This is a genomic window from Bowmanella denitrificans (assembly GCF_002887595.1).
Lineage (GTDB): Bacteria > Pseudomonadota > Gammaproteobacteria > Enterobacterales > Alteromonadaceae > Bowmanella > Bowmanella denitrificans.
In genome coordinates this window covers 139,216-155,791 of the sequence record NZ_PEBU01000007.1, presented here as the reverse complement: position 1 = coordinate 155,791, position 16,576 = coordinate 139,216, and the positions used below count along the sequence as shown (strand labels likewise).

Annotated in this window: 13 protein-coding genes; 8 read left to right on the top strand and 5 right to left on the bottom strand. The window is 49.1% G+C overall.

What is annotated here, in order from left to right; all coding sequences use genetic code 11:
• Positions 1–48: 48 nt before the first annotated feature.
• From CSR04_RS14230 to CSR04_RS14210, 5 genes are all read left to right on the top strand, one after another.
• Complete coding sequence (locus tag CSR04_RS14230) at positions 49–693, top strand: response regulator (RefSeq protein WP_102797088.1); 645 nt, start codon at positions 49–51, stop codon at positions 691–693.
• A gap of 25 nt (positions 694–718) precedes the next feature.
• Entirely contained in the window at positions 719–1,237 is a 519-nt protein-coding gene (locus CSR04_RS14225; RefSeq protein WP_102796966.1) for a M23 family metallopeptidase, read from the top strand.
• A gap of 149 nt (positions 1,238–1,386) precedes the next feature.
• Positions 1,387–1,761, top strand: coding sequence for a DUF6713 family protein (locus CSR04_RS14220; RefSeq protein ID WP_102796965.1), 375 nt, complete (start codon positions 1,387–1,389; stop codon positions 1,759–1,761).
• Between the two features lie 12 nt (positions 1,762–1,773).
• Positions 1,774–2,196, top strand: coding sequence for a MaoC family dehydratase (locus CSR04_RS14215; protein WP_172449363.1), 423 nt, complete (start codon positions 1,774–1,776; stop codon positions 2,194–2,196).
• A 103-nt stretch (positions 2,197–2,299) separates the two neighbouring features.
• Positions 2,300–3,715 (top strand): GGDEF domain-containing protein, encoded by a 1,416-nt coding sequence (locus CSR04_RS14210; protein ID WP_102796963.1) that lies wholly within the window; start codon positions 2,300–2,302, stop codon positions 3,713–3,715.
• A gap of 11 nt (positions 3,716–3,726) precedes the next feature.
• Here CSR04_RS14210 and CSR04_RS14205 read toward each other — a convergent pair whose 3' ends face one another.
• The 3 genes from CSR04_RS14205 to CSR04_RS14190 form a co-directional block, all read right to left on the bottom strand.
• Positions 3,727–5,934 (bottom strand): GGDEF domain-containing phosphodiesterase, encoded by a 2,208-nt coding sequence (locus CSR04_RS14205; protein WP_102796962.1) that lies wholly within the window; start codon positions 5,932–5,934, stop codon positions 3,727–3,729.
• Positions 5,935–6,514: 580 nt separating this feature from the next.
• Positions 6,515–7,267, bottom strand: a complete 753-nt coding sequence (locus CSR04_RS14195) for a DUF3307 domain-containing protein (protein ID WP_102796960.1) — start codon at positions 7,265–7,267, stop codon at positions 6,515–6,517.
• A complete protein-coding gene (locus CSR04_RS14190) occupies positions 7,260–7,895 on the bottom strand; it encodes a hypothetical protein (protein ID WP_102796959.1) in 636 nt (211 codons plus the stop codon). The genes CSR04_RS14195 and CSR04_RS14190 overlap by 8 nt, the downstream gene beginning before the upstream one ends.
• Positions 7,896–8,080: 185 nt before the next feature.
• Between CSR04_RS14190 and glnS the strand changes: the two genes are divergently transcribed.
• A complete protein-coding gene (gene glnS, locus CSR04_RS14185; RefSeq protein WP_102796958.1) occupies positions 8,081–9,745 on the top strand; it encodes a glutamine--tRNA ligase in 1,665 nt (554 codons plus the stop codon).
• Between the two features lie 295 nt (positions 9,746–10,040).
• On the opposite strand, the gene CSR04_RS14180 is transcribed toward glnS, so the two are convergent.
• The gene (locus CSR04_RS14180; protein WP_102797087.1) at positions 10,041–10,787 is read right to left on the bottom strand and encodes a YciK family oxidoreductase; all 747 of its coding nucleotides are present in this window, start codon (positions 10,785–10,787) and stop codon (positions 10,041–10,043) included.
• Positions 10,788–11,088: 301 nt separating this feature from the next.
• Here CSR04_RS14180 and CSR04_RS14175 point away from each other — a divergent pair, with 301 nt between their 5' ends.
• Positions 11,089–13,680, top strand: coding sequence for a VolA/Pla-1 family phospholipase (locus CSR04_RS14175; RefSeq protein ID WP_102796957.1), 2,592 nt, complete (start codon positions 11,089–11,091; stop codon positions 13,678–13,680).
• Positions 13,681–13,782: 102 nt separating this feature from the next.
• Positions 13,783–14,811 (top strand): protease SohB, encoded by a 1,029-nt coding sequence (gene sohB, locus CSR04_RS14170; protein WP_102797086.1) that lies wholly within the window; start codon positions 13,783–13,785, stop codon positions 14,809–14,811.
• A gap of 304 nt (positions 14,812–15,115) precedes the next feature.
• Here sohB and CSR04_RS14165 read toward each other — a convergent pair whose 3' ends face one another.
• A complete protein-coding gene (locus tag CSR04_RS14165; RefSeq protein ID WP_102796956.1) occupies positions 15,116–16,462 on the bottom strand; it encodes a dicarboxylate/amino acid:cation symporter in 1,347 nt (448 codons plus the stop codon).
• Positions 16,463–16,576: the final 114 nt, after the last annotated feature.

The window sequence follows — 16,576 nt, the reverse complement described above, 5'->3', positions numbered from 1 at the left end:
TGACAACCTGAAAGATAGTAAAGGTCTATGGAGCCAGGTATTACCAATATGACCCAACCAATCAGAGCGGTTATTGCCGACGATCACCCGTTATTTCGCAGTGCCATGAAGCAGGCGTTATTAAATAGCCTGGGTGGTGACATTCTGGAAGCCGACAGTCTGGACAGCACCCTGACATTATTGGCCCGCTACCATGATGTAGAACTGGTGCTGTTGGATTTGAATATGCCTGGTAATCAGGGCTTAACAGGCCTAACCAGCTTGCGAAATGGTTACCCGGGAGTGCAGGTGCTGATTGTGTCCGCGGAAGAAAACCCGGACACCATTCGTCGCGCCCTGGATTTTGGTGCCAGTGGCTATCTGCCAAAGTCTGCGCCGCTTGAATGCATTGAGCAAGCGGTGGCATCGGTACTGGACGGTGAACAATGGGTGCCGGAAAACCTAAAAACTGTGCTGACCCAAAATTCAGCCAGTGCGGAGCGGGATTTTGCCGATCAACTTAGTCAACTTACCCCACATCAGTTTAAAGTACTGAAAATGGTGGCGGACGGTCTGTTAAATAAACAAATTGCCTGGGAGCTACAGGTTCAGGAAACCACTATTAAGCAGCATGTTTCTGCTATTTTGCGTAAGTTGAACGTAATTAATCGTACTCAGGCGGGGGTATTGTTTAAGCAGTTTATGCAGCAATAACACTATTCGGGAAGGGAATGTCAGGATGTTAAAGGTTAAAAAAAGTGTTTTGTTGCTGTTATTGCTTCTGGGGGCAGGCTTTTTTATACCTGAGCCGGTGAAAATTCCGGTCAAGGGCGCAAGCAAAGCAGACTGGCATCCACAGTCGTTCTGGTATGAGCCTTGGGGGTTATCCGGCGTACACAAAGGTATTGATATCTTTGCCGAAACTGGCCGTGCTGTAATCAGCAGCACAAATGGCATTGTGTTATACACAGGTACTGTCAGCCGGGGTGGCAACGTCGTGGTGGTATTGGGGCCCAAATGGCGTTTTCACTATTTTGCGCATTTAAGCAGTATAGAGACAGCGCCGTTGCGTTTTGTCGGTGTGGGTGACCTGATAGGCAAAGTGGGGGATAGCGGCAATGCTAAGGGTAAAGCGCCGCACCTGCATTATTCTATTTTGCGTCTGCTCCCAGTGCCCTGGGCCATTGACGGTGCAACTCAGGGATATAAAAAGGCGTTTTTTGTTGACCCGCATACTTATTTGTCCGGCGCTGACTAAGAGCGGCTGGTATCGTTGTTTATTCCGCTTATCTATGTTTCGGGGCTTGGAATGTTGAAACTGCGGTTGGCGTCGTGACTGTTTCTTACCAAAAGAGATATAGTTAAACGAATGATAAGAATGATAGAAACCAGCAACGGAAATGTGGGATGCGCTTAGATAATGTTTATTTAATGACCCTGAGCCTGCTAATTTTTCACCAAATAGATGCGGCTTATTGGCAGGAATGGCAGATGTTTCATCTCCCTGGCGGTATTCAGGGCTATCTGGTATTTAACATTGCGGTGTTACCCTTTTTGCTAATTGGGTATGCCAATGTTATCAAGGGACATAAATCAGGTTTTTTATGTTCTTATATCTGTGCTGGTCTTGGTGTGCTGACCGGGTTGATTCATGCCACTTTTGCCCTGTTTGAATCGCAAAGATTTAACCTGCCATTGTCTATGTTGATTATAATGCTGTGCCTGGTGTCGGGAATGATTCAACTGGCTGTGACCTGGCGTCATGCTGGTTCAAAAACATAGGATATGGCCATCATGGATACGGTACTTTACCCAGGTTATCGCTTTTTTAAGACGTTGACCTTAGCAGAAGAAGATATCCGCCAAGGGGCATTGGCCTGTGGAGATATGAACTATATTCACCATGATGCCGAGCGAGCTGCAAAAACGCGCTTTGGCGGGCTGATTGCCAGCGGTAGTGCGATATCTGCTTTGTTTTCAGCTATGCTCCCCAGCCATTTCTCTGTATTCAGCCCCATGCTGGGTTTAGAAATGAACTTTAAATTCTCCGCACCTATTCTTGCCGGTCAGACAATCACGATGGAATGGCAGATTGAGCAGATTAATCCAAAGGCAGGCGGCAAGAAAACGCTGACGTTAACAGGCAAGATCGTTGATATAGAAGGCAATGTTTTGGTTTTGGCCGGTGCTGTAATAATGTTGCTACCTGCGCTGTAATTAGCATGTTGCTCTCTCTCAAGTTTCTGTGAGTCAATAGAAATAGTCAGGATAACGACGTATGCTTATTCTATTATTTGCCGATGTTATATAGCATTTAAGAGTGATCTGGCCAAAATCACATACCCTACCTCATCGTGTTCAGGTACACGCTGCTTTATTTGTACTGGTTCTTTTAGGCTGTTTGCTGGGGATCTGGACCCGCCCGATAGGTTTGCTTGCCAGTATCTGGCCAGCCAATGCATTGATGCTTGGTTTTATGCTCAGGGTGCCCCAGTCGGCCTCAGTCAGTGGCTGGTTAACCGGCGCGGCGGCATTTTTGACCGCGGATTTACTTACCGGGTCTGGCCTGTTGCAGACCAGCATTCTTAGCAGTGCCAATTTAATCAGCATCTGGGCTGCTTATCTGATTTTGTCACGCGCATCTGACAATGTGCTGGGCTTGCGTCATCCCATCTCTATGTTGTATTTGCTTTTGGCATCGGCGATTGGTGGTGCGGCGGCGGGGCTGGTTGGTATGCTGGCTAATCCCTATTTGTTTGGCGGCAGTATGCTCCGTGGGTTTACCTTTTGGTGGATAACCGAAGTGGTTAATTATGTTGCGATATTACCTATCTTCCTGACGGCACCTGTGCAACGGGCTGAATCAACCGGACATAAGTGGCAGTTCAGAAAGCAAGACATTTTACCAACGCTAGCCGTGTTGCTGTCATGTCTGGCGATGCTGCTAATTGGTGGGCCAGGCGCGGTTGCGTTTCCGGTCCTGGCTTTGCTTTGGTGTGCGTTGGTTTATCCTGTTTTTCCAACCGCCATTCTAACGCTGTTGTGTAGCCTGCTGGCACTACTGACATTATCTGATAGTGGTTTTCATCATAATGTGACCGGTATTGACGATGCGGCGCTGTTTTCTATCCGACTGGGGGCGGCGGTGGTGGCCATTGCCCCCGTTATGTTGTCTATTGTGACCAACCACCGCAACGAACTGATGGCGCAGTTACGATATGTGAGTATGCATGATGCATTAACAGGTGCAGGTAATAGAGCTGCATTTTGCCAGGAAGCGGAGCGGATTCTACAACAAAAGCAACATCCTCATGCTGTTTTGATGATAGATCTGGATCATTTTAAGCAGGTGAATGACAAGTACGGTCATGCCGGTGGTGACAGGGTGCTTTGTGAGGTTGCCCGGCGTATTCAGTCTTGTTTGCGGCCTGATGATCAACTGGGCAGGATTGGCGGTGAAGAATTTGCTGTGGTGCTTTATGCTTGTCATCCTGACGATGCAAAAGACATTGCCGAGCGCATCCGTTTTGCTATTGCTGCGCAACCCGTCACGCTTAGTGATAATAAACTGATTACGGTAACCACCAGTATTGGCGTCAGCTTTGTTGAAAATGGTGCAAGCAAAAGCCTGGAATCCTTGCTGGCAGAGGCTGACGGCGCACTTTATCAAAGTAAAGAAAGTGGGCGAAACTGTGTGCGCTGGTGGTCCCTTGCTAATGTATCCACTCAGGGTTGAGGTGATTTCAATCAGGCCTGTTGTGTTTGTTCGGCCTGGGATGTCCAGTATGCCAATGGCATCGGCTTACCCAGCAGATAACCCTGAAACCTGTCACAGCCCATAGATATCAGTAAATCCAACTGTTCGTTTGTTTCTACTCCTTCGGCTATGGCTTGCAAATTAAGTTTTGTTGCAAGTTCCAGAGTGGCTTGGACTAATTTCAGGTGTCGCTGAGAATGAGGGATACCATTAATAAATTCACGATCTATTTTCAGCGTCGAAGCTGAAATATCAATGAGTTGCGACAACGAAGCATGACCAGTGCCAAAGTCATCGATAATCACACACACACCTAGCTGAGCCAGACACGTCAGGCGTTTGCGGGTTTCATCATGACTGGCCATGGCTGAGGTTTCGGTAATCTCCAGTTCCAGGCGCTGGCGTAGCATACTGCTTTCGGTATAGTAGCGAAGTAGCCTGGCATAAAAGTTGTCATCCAGAATTTCTGGTCCTGCCAGATTGATCGCCAAAGGAACGGTCTTTAACTGGGGTGGCCAGTGACTTAGCATTTCAATGGCTTTGCTCAGGACCTGACTGGAAAATTGTACATGCCAGTCATGTTGGTCAATCTGCGGCAGAAATTGCTGTGGGGTCAGTACCGTTTGATTCCCTTGCTGGCGGATCCTGGCCAACGCCTCATAACCAATGACCTCACGTTGTACGTTAAACTGCGGTTGTAACCAGAGCTCCAGGGCGCGTTCATCCAGATATTGTTTCACTTTGTCGCGAAGCAAACTGTTCTTATGAATAGAGCGGCTGTAGATCTGTTCGTATTCCACCACCGGATGCTTACTGTCTGTGCGACTCAGTGCGATAGCGCACTCTTCCATCAGCAGGTTTGCAGGGCTGCCCTGGCGGTGTTGACTGATACCGGCACGCCAGTCCAGTAGCAAGTCAAGGTAACCCTCGTTGATCGACAGGCTGATAAAGCCGGGTAATTGCTGGGTCAGCCAACTCGAAGGCGCAACATGGTGAAATAGTTCAGACGGCACCGCCAACATCAGTTTTGCGCCGGGGAAGCGGTAAAAATGGACTTGCTGGGGGAGTTTGCGGCGTAATTGCCGGGTGAGTTCAATCAGTAACTGATCGCCAATATCCAGGCCATGTTGAATATTGACTTCCCTGAGGTTTGTCAGTTTCAGCAAAAAGAGCGCTTTTGGCCGCTTTAAGCGTAAGAAGGCCCGTTCATACCAGAAGTTATGATTGCGCAGCCCAGTCAGGCTGTCGAGAAAGTACAAGCGTTTGAAGCTATCCTGCTGCGAGATGTTATGGCAGTGGATGAGTTGCTTCTTATGATGGACGAGACTGGCTGGTTGCAACTCATAATGATCATGGGGAGGCACCTTGAGTTTACCGCGGATTTTCTTGTTGGCACTTAAGGGCTCGTCAAACTGAAATAGTTGTTGCAGTGAGTTTCGCTGACCACCGGCTTGTTTAATCAGATCACGGGCCGCCTGATTAGCCTGTAGTATTGTGCCATGCTGATCGCAAAAAAAAGACGCCGTGCCACCATTGTCAAAAATCTCCTGATAGCGATTAACCACAGCGGCAAGCTTGCTGCTTTGTCGAGCCAGTACCTCGGATTGCTTATCCAGGGTGGTCAAAAAGCGCATCAACGCAAGAGGTAAGCAAAAATTGAAAAACAGAAACACCAGTGAGCTGAGATAGGTATGAGTTTGCGGCAGACTGATATCTATGTCGAATAGTTGTGGCAGTGGTGCGTTGCGTATTAGTAGGGCATAAGGGATCAGGTTCAGCATCATGGCGACAAGTGCCGCTTTGTTGCTGAAAAACAAACGCACGAATAACGGTAAAGTGAAAAGAAACAGTATTCCGAATTTTGCTGCTTCAAAGTCAGGGACAAACAACAAGATTGAGATACAAGCCAGCACCACCATCAACAGCAGACCCGCTGCGGCCAGATGGGTTAGTGATTTTCCCATGCATAGGATGGCAACGAGCAGCACGAAAAAAGTCGAGGTAATGGCCAGCACAAAGGGCATGTCCAGTGAGTAGGCTACGTAGGATGAATGGGTTAGTATCAGCAGGGTCAGTATCGTGCCGCTAAGCAAAATGACTCTGAGGGCACTGAGCTTCCATGTTCTGTTGTCGGAGTCGGTAAAATGTCCCTTTTCCAATAACAAATAGTGCTTTATTTGTTGATACAAGAAGTTCAAATTTGTAATTCCAACCTGTCATGACGACTAAACAGACAGAGCTGTAAACGATTACACAAGCAATGCATCTGTGCAACAGTTTAATAAGGTACTAGCCCGACTTTGGTTACTTTTCTGTTAGTCTTTTTTCGTAGGCTTTTCTTTGTTTTGTCTTACTTTTAATCTTCGCTAAATACAAAAGTAACTAAAAGTAACCTGAGAAGCTTAGGTGTGAGGTCAGGCGCTATAGTGCTGAGTGTATGTTGCCGGTTGTCTATGCTGAAAACCTTATCATTGGCAGTTGGCAGTTGGCAGTTGGCAGTTGGCAGTTGGCAGTTGGCAGTTGGCAGTTGGCAGTTGGCAGTTGGCAGTTTAGTCTGCCTCGCGCTCATGCTCTGTCAACGGATTTCTGCCATCTGACCACTTAATTCAGCTAACTGCCGACTGATTTACTGACCACTTCCCCCTGTCGGAATCAATTCCGACCCACTGTGGGTTGGGCTTCAGCCCAACAACAATAAAGCATGATTGCTCTTTTCTTATCACAAAGAAGGTGAAAATATCTATATATCAACAGGTTATTCTGATATCTTTTCGCACCTCACACCAAGCCTTTAACCAGGCGCAAAGTCAGTATACCCAGCAACAAACTGATAGTGACACTGAGTAAGGTGCCGAGCATCACATACTCAGTCAGGCGACGGTCTTTCTGGTGAGTCAGATCACCGAAACGGAAGACAGATTTGGCCGCCAGCAGAAAGCCGACGCCAGCAAATTGCTCTAACAGCGTAAAGGTCAGAATCAGTATGCGCTCAAGCAAACCTATGGCGTGTCCGGCTTTAGGCAGGCTGCCTTCGGTGACATCCAGTGTCCAGTTGCGTAATAACAGCGCAATAAGTACTGAACTGGGACGTAATATCAGCAGGTAGGCTATCAGCACGATCAGATGTGTTGGCGTGAGCAGCCAATCCCAGCAGCATTTAAGCCAATGCCAGCTTTGTGATAATTGCATGGCAATCAACAATATGATGGTCAGGTGTAAGCACTGATCCAGCAGGAAGTAACGGGTATGGACAGGACAATAGGATTTTGCTAAATCAATAACATAGTGACTACATCCGAGTAATAAGGCGAGCCACAGCGGCTGCCAGAAAGCCGGTCCCCAGCCAAAAGTCCATTCCCAGATAAACAACACCAGCCAGCTTAACAGGGTATGCACTAAGGCATGCCAGATAAGCTTAGATGAACGATAGTGGCGGTTTAGCCTGTCATTAATCCAACTGAGTGGATGCAAAAAGAAGTCACCAAGCAGGTGGGCGCTTAGCAGGCCGAGAAGGAGTAACAGTTCATCCATGAAAATACCTGTCTGTCAGTTGTTCACAGTAGCGGATCGCGTCTGTCAGTAGATCATAGTGTGCCTGGTTTAGCAACTTGGTGGCATTCACCCGGGAAGTATGCAGGCGCTTGGCAACGGCCAGGTGATTCTTGTCTTCCAGGGTCAGGTATTCAAACAGTGCCTGGGCTTGGCGGGCTGTCATTTGCTGAAGCAGGGCGTCTGTCAGCCTCAGATGAATTCCGGCATGCCAGTTAAATCGCTCATTTGTGCTGCCGATGCCTAACAGTTGCCCCTGTGGAAGACTATCCAGTTTGGTGCCAGAAAGGGTAAAGGCTTCACCTGTGGCACTTTTTATGTCGGGTCTGGGGTTACTGACAGAGCCAATACCTATACCTAAGCGACAATCCTGCTGGCGGCTTTTCATGGCGAGTCTTAGCAGCAACATTGCATTTGCCCAGTCTCTGGGTGTGTGCAACTGTAATTGGAAGGCATCCCCCCGATAGATGTTGTATTGGCCCGCGTATACTTCATTGAGATATCGCAGAGTCTGGTCGAGGTGGTAGAGCAGGGCATCGTATTGATCACTGGGTACCTGGCCTGAGGCGACCAAATCCCCGGTGAGTACGGCATTGGCTGATATTTTCATGTAACCCCCTGTGGTTACTTTTCTTTATGTAACCAAATTTAGTTACTTTTGGCTAAGTAATCAATAGGGGTTACATAGATGCCAGTTAGAATCCATCAACCTACTCAACACAAGGCTGCTGTAATCCCTCCATAAACTGGTATAATGCCAGCCTTTTAAATAAACCTATAACGACAGGGGTGGTAATGGCCGAGACAGACATTCGTCCGACCAATTTTATTCGTCAAATCATTGATAAGGATCTGGCAGAAGGTGTACATGATCATGTGCATACCCGTTTCCCACCAGAGCCTAATGGCTATCTGCATATTGGTCATGCCAAGTCCATTTGCCTCAATTTCGGTCTGGCTCAGGATTATCAGGGTCAGTGCAATCTGAGATTTGACGACACCAACCCCGAGAAAGAAAACATTGATTACGTTAACTCTATTCAAAGTGACGTTAAATGGTTGGGTTTTTCCTGGGACGGTGAGATTTGCTATTCCTCTGATTACTTTGAGCGCCTGCACGGTTACGCCGTGGAACTAATCGAAAAGGGGCTGGCGTATGTGGATTTTTCCAGTCAGGAAGCCATGCGTGAGCTGCGCGGCACCCTGAAAGAGCCTGGTAAAAACAGCCCTTATCGCGATACATCCGTGGCAGAAAATTTGGCCCACTTTGCCAAAATGACAGCAGGGGAATATGCCGAGGGGCATTGTGTACTGCGCGCCAAAATTGATATGGCCTCGCCCTTTATGTGTATGCGCGATCCGGTTATCTACCGGGTCAAGTTTGCCCATCACCATCAGACCGGTGACAAGTGGTGCGTATATCCAATGTACGACTTTACCCACTGTATCTCCGATGCTATCGAAGGGATTACCCATTCACTTTGCACCCTGGAATTTCAGGACAACCGCCGTTTATACGACTGGGTTCTGGACAATATCAGCATTGAGTGCCGGCCGCGTCAGTATGAGTTTTCCCGGTTAAACCTGGAATATACCGTATTATCTAAGCGTAAACTGATTCAGTTGGTCGACGAAAAGCATGTGGATGGCTGGGACGATCCGCGTATGCCGACTATTGCAGGCCTGCGTCGCCGTGGTTATACCCCGGCTTCCGTGCGGGAATTCTGTAAGCGTATTGGCGTGACCAAGATGGACAACATGGTGGAAATGGGCATGCTGGAAGCCTGTATCCGTGATGATCTGAACCAGAATGCTGCACGGGCCATGGCGGTGCTGGATCCCCTTAAAGTGGTGATCGAAAACTATCCGGCCGATCAGGTTGAAACTCTAAGTGCCCCTAATCATCCCTCTGATGAGAGTATGGGCAGCCGTGACATACCCTTTACCCGTGAGATTTACATTGAGCGTGAAGACTTCCGTGAGGAAGCCAATAAGAAGTTCAAGCGCTTGGTATTGGGCAAGGAAGTGCGTTTACGCAATGCTTATTTCCTTAAAGCTGAGCGGGTTGAAAAAGACGCAGAGGGTAATATTACCACCTTATACTGTACGTACGACCCGGATACCTTGGGTAAAGATCCTGCTGATGGACGTAAGGCCAAAGGGGTTATTCATTGGGTCTCTGCCAGTCATGGGGTACCGGCCGAAGTACGTTTGTATGACAGACTATTCAAAGTGCCAAACCCGGCCGGTGAAGAAAACTTTACCGACAGTATTAATGCTGAATCACTGACTGTGGTACAGGGGATATTGGAGCCGAGTCTGGTCAGCGCTGAGCCTGGTAAGGCCCTACAGTTTGAGCGTCTGGGCTACTTCTGTAAGGACAAGCAGGCCGATAAACTGGTATTTAACCGCACTGTTGGTCTGCGTGATACCTGGGCCAAAATAGAAGGTCAGGAATAAGGTTTAGCCTTTTAACAAGATTATTCTGCTGTATGGCGGAATAATCTTGTCTTGCCTGACAGATTGCTGGCTGGTCTTGATTACCTTTGTCGGACCCCGCGAGCTTAAGTTGTTGGACATCCAACCCACAGTGGGTCGGGATGTATTCCAACTGTAAAACACCGATAAACACTGTGGGTCGGACTTGAGTCCGACGGGGTTGATGTCGTCAGCTTTAAGTGAGCAGTCGGCAGATAGCAGAGGTTAGTTGTCAGAGCGCGAGTGCAAATCATCAAGCTGCCTCACACCTCACACATCACACCTTAGGCTGAGCGTCGATGGTCTGACCATTCATGTCTTTGCTGTTATCTGCCATCAGGTAAAGATACAAGGGCATAATATCTTCTGCTGTTTTCAGCGTTTCCGGATTTTCGCCAGGATAAGCTTTCGCTCGCATTTTTGTGCGTGTGGCGCCAGGATTAATGCAATTAAAACGGATAGGCGAATTGGCGTACTCGTCGGCTAATACCTGCATCATGCCTTCAGTGGCGAACTTAGAGACGGCATAGGCGCCCCAGTAAGCGCGACCGTTTCTTCCCACACCAGATGAGGTAAAAATCACCGATGCACTCGGTGCCAGCTTCAATACCGGCAGCAATGCCTGCGTTAACAGAAACTGACTGGTCAGATTGACCTGCAATATTTCCTGCCATTCCTTTTCTTCGATTTGCGCAAAAGGACGCAAATAACCCAGTAGGCTGGCATTGTGCAGTACGCCATCCAATTTACCGAATTGTTCACTAATGGTTTGGGCAAACTGCTGGTAATGACTGGACGTTGCGCCGTTCAGATCGAGTGGAACTATGGCGGGTTCAGGGCCACCAGCTTGCACAATCTGATCATAAACCGCTTCGAGCTTACTCACTGTGCGGCCCAGCAGGATAACCGTAGCGCCTGCCTTGGCATAATTCAGAGCGGCGGCCTGACCAATGCCATCGCCAGCCCCTGTCACCAGTATGACTTTGCCCGCCAGGGCATTTTCCGGAATTTGATATTGCTGCATGAATAACCATCCAAATGCATGAAAACCGGCGGATTTTAGCACTTAATTAGCATCCTGTGCGGGAAAAATACCGCCCAACAAGGCTGTCACAAACAGTTAACAAAACTTTGCAAATCACTAGCAAAGTCCATAATATTGCATTAACTTTAACTGGTCATACTTGTTGGGATATCCCAGTGAAATCCCTGCTTTGACTGGCTAAAACGCAAGCAAGATGGTGCGTTTTTACCCAGGTGCCGACAAGGAAAGGTCCAGTCGGGCTGGTGCAACAAGAACAAAAAACAGGTTTTGGGGAGACACAATGAGAAAATTAGTAATCAGCGCTGCAGTAGCTTCGGTATTGGGGCTGACTGGTTGCGGCGGCGGTGAGTCGTTAAGCGACATCCAGTCCGATGCAGACAACACACCGGCCAAACCTTATGCCAGAATCGTGTTCGATCCTGGTGCCAGTACACCAAGGCTGAATGTACCAAACGATTTGTTGATGGCGTCTAACCGCAGTCCGAACTTTTTTGACTTTACCATCAATACCGCCCTGGACTCAGGTTTTAATGCCGGGGATCCACAATCTGCGTTAACTGCACTGGACGGCTGGTCCACCCAGCATCCGTTTAAAATTGATATCGATGTGCCTAGTGGCGTGAGCCTGGATGGCGCTTCGGTCAGTGCCAGTTCCATTCGTTTGTTTGAGTCTACTCAGGCACTGGAAGGCCAGGAGCCCTTGTGCCAGGCCATTGCTGCTGAAGCGGGTGCTCCAGGATTGCCATGTGTTCTGGGGGATGAACTGCAATGGGGAGTCGATTATATTGCCCAATTGCCAACCGGCCAAAGTGGTGCGGTGCAATCCATTCAGGTTATTCCGCTTAAGCCTTTCAAACCCGCGCAGGGCTATATGCTGGTGGTGACCGATGACCTGAAAGATACCGATGGCAGACCGGTAAAAGGCTCAACCAGTTGGGAACTCGCCTCGCAGGACCCAGAAACGCATCCTTTAAGCTCTGCTGCGCAAAAGCAGTTACAGAATATACTGAACTTCTTTATGACCTTGCTCGGCGGTGAGGGGTTTGAACGGACCGATATCTCTTATGCGGCATATTTTTCAACCCAATCTGCAGGTAAGGTCCTTTCAACAGTAAAATCCATGCAGGTTGCTCAGTTTGCTCAGGCAGTCGGTGCAGGTATGGACCCGCAAACCGCAGCAGCTCAGTATTTGCCTGTTATTCAGATTGGTAGTGCGGCTGCCCCGGATGTGTATTCAGCCTTGGCCCCAAGGGCACTGGGCGAAACTATGTGGACACAAATATCCGCCCTTGGCCTGAATACCTGTGCTGGTTTGGTCTCAGGCTTACAAAGTGCCATTCCGCAAATTGCCGGTACGGCCACGCAAGTATTTAATCAGTTGGGTATGTACTGCGCAGCAGGCATGCGTCAGGGCAGTATGCAACTGGATTATTATCTGAGTAAAACCGCACCTACCAGTGATTGGTGGCGCGCCGCCTGTACTAACGGCGCCATGCTTAAAAGCATGGGCGCAGAAGCCATCGGGACTATTGTGGCAGCGGGCCTGACCGGCCCTTACAACGCGCAGTGTCAGGCCTTATCTGAAGGACAGTTGTTTGACTTGGATTTAAAAACGGCGGGTGTGATTGATTTTGACGACCCACGTCACCTGACCAAATTCAGCCCGATTCCTAAGAGCCGTGGAAAAGAATCCCTAACCGTTCAGATTACCGTGCCTGATCCTAATTACGCCAATATTATCAACGCGCAATTGGGGCAACCGGCCATCAGTAAACCTGCAGCAGGCTGGCCCGTGGTGATCATGCAACATGGTATTACCTCAAGGAAAGAGGACATGCTGGCCGCCACCGGGGTACTCTCGCTGGCAGGTTTTGCCACCGTGGCTATCGACCATCCTTTGCATGGTAGCCGTGGTTTTACCATTGACGGCAAAGTGGTTAACGCCACAAGCGGTACCGGTGGTGCGCCCACTGATTATCTGAATCTGAGCAGTCTGCTGACCGCCAGGGATAACCTGCGTCAGAGCATAGCCGATATTCTGGGTTTACGTTTGGGGCTAAATGCTGATGTAGACTTGTCTAATGGCAGCCCTGCCTTGCTGGATGGCACCAATGTGTCCTTCCTTGGGCATTCGCTGGGGGCCATTACCGGTACCAGTGCAGTTGCCTTAGCCAACACCAGTCTGGGGGGGCAGTTGGTTCCCTTTGATGGTATGTATAAAATGCAGGCTGCCACATTGGCCATGCCCGGTGGTGGTGTAGGGGGCTTCCTGCTTGAGTCACCTTCATTTGGTCCTTTAATCAAAGGCTCACTGATGGCGCAGGCTTCACCAGAGTTTCAGGCGGCGCTGCAGCAATATATGCAGGCCAATGGCATTCCTGCCGTGACGCCAGCATTACTTTCTGCCTTCTATCCACTGTTTGAAGCGCAGCTCAGCCCGCCTCAACTAGCCACTGCTAATGCCACCTTCTCTAGTTTTGCCTTTGCCGCGCAAACCCTGATTGATGCAGGCGATCCTACCAACTATGCCATGTCAGTTGGGGCCAGCACCCCGGTGCATATGATTGAAGTGGTGGGTGGCAATCAGGTTAATGGCGAAGTGAGTCTGCCTGACCAGGTCATTCCAAACAAAACCAGCCTGCCGCTGGCCGGAACTGAGCCGCTGGCTAAGCTGATGGGATTGTGGCCGCCTGTTGTGTCTGATACTCAGGGTAGTGGTCTGGTGCAATTTGCCGAAGGTACGCATAGCTCCATATTAGACCCTGGCCCAAGCGCCGCCGCGACAACAGAAATGCAGCGTCAGTTGGCTACCTTTATGGCGTCTAAAGGTATGCTGATTAAAATCAATAACACTGATGTGATTGCCCAGTAATCAACCAAAGTGTAGAAACATAAAGCCAGGTCCTTGACCTGGCTTTATTTTTTCTGCCATCGTCCCCACATTCAACAGCATGACCAATTTGGAGAATCAAGCTTGGAATTTCTATACGAATACGGACTATTTACGGCCAAGGCCGCCACCCTGGTTGTTGCCCTGCTATTAGCGGTGGGGGGCATTATTGGTTTGGCCAGCCGGCAGAAAGCCGACAAAGGTGAGCTGGAAATCCATTCTGTTTCTGAACGTCTTGATGAGCTGACTCAACATGCTAAGCAGATGATTCTGAGTAAGGATGAATGGAAACAGCAAGAAAAGGCACTGAAGAAACAAAAGAAGCAGGAGCAAAAAAAGAACAAATCTGACCCCGACGAGCCAAAACCTAACTTATTTGTGGTGGACTTTAAGGGCTCTATGGATGCCCACGAAGTGGACTCACTAAGAGAGGAAGTTACTGCGATTCTATGTATCGCCAAACCCCAGGACGAGGTTTTAGTACGTCTGGAGAGCGGTGGTGGTGTGGTACATGGTTATGGTCTGGCCGCGTCACAATTGCAGCGTTTACGCGACGCCGACATTAAGCTAACCGTTGCGGTGGACAAAGTGGCGGCCAGCGGTGGCTATATGATGGCTTGTGTGGCGGATACGGTTATTGCATCCAAGTTTGCCATTATTGGCTCCATAGGCGTGATTGCCCAGCTTCCCAACTTTAATAAGTTGCTGAAGAAGCACGATATTGATTGGGAGCAGCATACTGCCGGCGAGTTTAAACGTACCCTGACTGTATTTGGTGAAAACAACGAGGCGGGCCGTCAGAAGTTTCGTGAAGAGCTGGAAGAAGTGCATAAGCTGTTTAAAGGGTTTGTGCAGCAGCATCGCAGTGAACTGGAACTGGACAAAGTTGCCACTGGCGAGTACTGGTACGGAGTGCAGGCACTGGAACTAAAACTGGTGGATGCACTGCAGACCTCAGATGACTTTTTGCTTAAAGCCAATCAGGACAAAAAAATCTTCCAGGTTAAATACAGCCGTAAGAAAAACCTGATGGAAAAACTGGGCAAAGCAGCCAGTCTGGCCATCGAGTCCAGCATCGGCCGCTGGTGGCAGAAATCACAGCATCCGCTGTAAGAGCTGTGTCGGCGAACGTTCTTACAGCGCCGACCTGTGACCTTCTCTGGAAATTGTCGGTGAGTGTTCCATGCCACACCGGAATACGACCACCATGGACGGTGGAAGTGCAGAAAACGCAGGAGCGGCTTTTCTGTCCATCCATCCTTGGATATCGTCGGTGAGTGCTCCGTGCTACACCGACATACCATCCCTGGATATCGTCGGTGAATGCTCCATGCTACACCGACATACCATCCATCCCTGGATATAAAAAACCGCAATGACTTGCGGTTTTTTTGTGTTGCTAGAAGGGCGGTGAGCTTTATCGATTTTTCTCGAAGTGCTCGAAATCCACATTTTCCTCACGGGCACCGGCATTGGGGTTGTTGTAGGTGTCCAGGTCCAGTTCCCCTTCGCTTTTGGCCACAATACAGGCCACGGTGCAGTCTCCGGTGACATTGACGGCGGTGCGGGTCATATCCAGCAACCGATCAACCCCAATAATCAGGGCAATCCCTTCCACCGGTAAACCAACCTGCTGCAATACCATGGCCAGCATAATCAGGCCTACACCAGGTACACCCGCCGTGCCAATGGATGCCAGGGTTGCGGTCAGGATCACCATCAGATAGTCTGAAACCGACAAATCCACCCCATAAACCTGAGCAATAAATACCGTGGCTACGCCCTGCATAATGGCGGTGCCATCCATATTGATGGTGGCGCCCAAAGGTACGGTAAAAGAGGCCACGGTATTTTTAACGCCTAACTTATTGCGTGCGGTTTCCAGAGTAACCGGCAGGGTAGCGCTGCTGCTGGACGTACTAAAGGCAAACAGTGCCGCGTCGCGCATCTTTTTAATCAGTTGCACAGGATTGAGGCCGGACAACAGTTTAAGCAACAGCGGGTAAGATACAAAGGCGTGTACCAGCAGCACAAAGAGGACCAGGAAGAAGTACTTCAGTAAGCTGGTAAAGGTGTCAAAGCCAATGGTGGCAAACAGCTTGGCCATCAGGGCGAATACCCCATATGGTGCCAGGTTCATCAGAATCGTTACCAGGCGCATCACCACCTTGTTTAAATCTTCAAATAAGTCGCCCAAACGTTTGCCTGCACTGCCAGACATGGCCATCGCCACACCGAACAAAACTGAGAAAACAATAATCTGCAGCATGTTTCCTTCGGCCATGGCATTGATGGGATTGGTGGGGAACATATTAATGATCACCTCAGACAGGGAAGGGGCTTCCTTGGCACTGAAGGTGGTGTTGGTATCCAGGTTTATACCTTCACCCGGGGCGACCAGCAGCGCGAACGACACCGCCAAACTGATGGCCAGCGCAGTGGTAAATAAGTAGAGCAAAATTGACTTGCCTCCCAGACGCCCCAATTTACTTGGGTCTGACAGGTTACAGGTGCCACAGACCAGCGACACAAAAACCAGCGGCACCACCAACATTTGCAGGCTGGCGATAAAAATTTTACCTATGATATTAAATATACCTTCTACCAGAAGCGTATACGTAGAAACCTCCAGGCCTAATACCCGGAAGGCAAAATCTCCGCTATCATCAAACAGGGCTCGAAGAAGGGTTCCTAACAGAATGCCGGCCAGCATGCCGAAGAAAATTCTGGTGGTAAGACTGTACTTGGTTGCAGTGTGGGCCATAGATGTCCAGGTCGTTATAGTTATAAGCGGCTAAGACTAACAATTTTGCCGGATAAGCTGAAATTAAAAAATACCCAATTCAGACAAACGGCTTATCCATAAGACAATCAGAGG

Bases quoted from the DNA above. Each gene is read 5' to 3' on its own strand.
- CSR04_RS14215 (WP_172449363.1), top strand. From the start codon at position 1,774: ATGGATACGGTACTTTACCCAGGTTATCGCTTTTTTAAGACGTTGACC.
- CSR04_RS14195 (WP_102796960.1), bottom strand. From the start codon at position 7,267: ATGGATGAACTGTTACTCCTTCTCGGCCTGCTAAGCGCCCACCTGCTT.
- CSR04_RS14230 (WP_102797088.1), top strand. From the start codon at position 49: ATGACCCAACCAATCAGAGCGGTTATTGCCGACGATCACCCGTTATTT.
- CSR04_RS14220 (WP_102796965.1), top strand. From the start codon at position 1,387: ATGCGCTTAGATAATGTTTATTTAATGACCCTGAGCCTGCTAATTTTT.
- CSR04_RS14225 (WP_102796966.1), top strand. From the start codon at position 719: ATGTTAAAGGTTAAAAAAAGTGTTTTGTTGCTGTTATTGCTTCTGGGG.
- glnS (WP_102796958.1), top strand. From the start codon at position 8,081: ATGGCCGAGACAGACATTCGTCCGACCAATTTTATTCGTCAAATCATT.
- CSR04_RS14175 (WP_102796957.1), top strand. From the start codon at position 11,089: ATGAGAAAATTAGTAATCAGCGCTGCAGTAGCTTCGGTATTGGGGCTG.
- CSR04_RS14165 (WP_102796956.1), bottom strand. From the start codon at position 16,462: ATGGCCCACACTGCAACCAAGTACAGTCTTACCACCAGAATTTTCTTC.
- CSR04_RS14190 (WP_102796959.1), bottom strand. From the start codon at position 7,895: ATGAAAATATCAGCCAATGCCGTACTCACCGGGGATTTGGTCGCCTCA.
- CSR04_RS14180 (WP_102797087.1), bottom strand. From the start codon at position 10,787: ATGCAGCAATATCAAATTCCGGAAAATGCCCTGGCGGGCAAAGTCATA.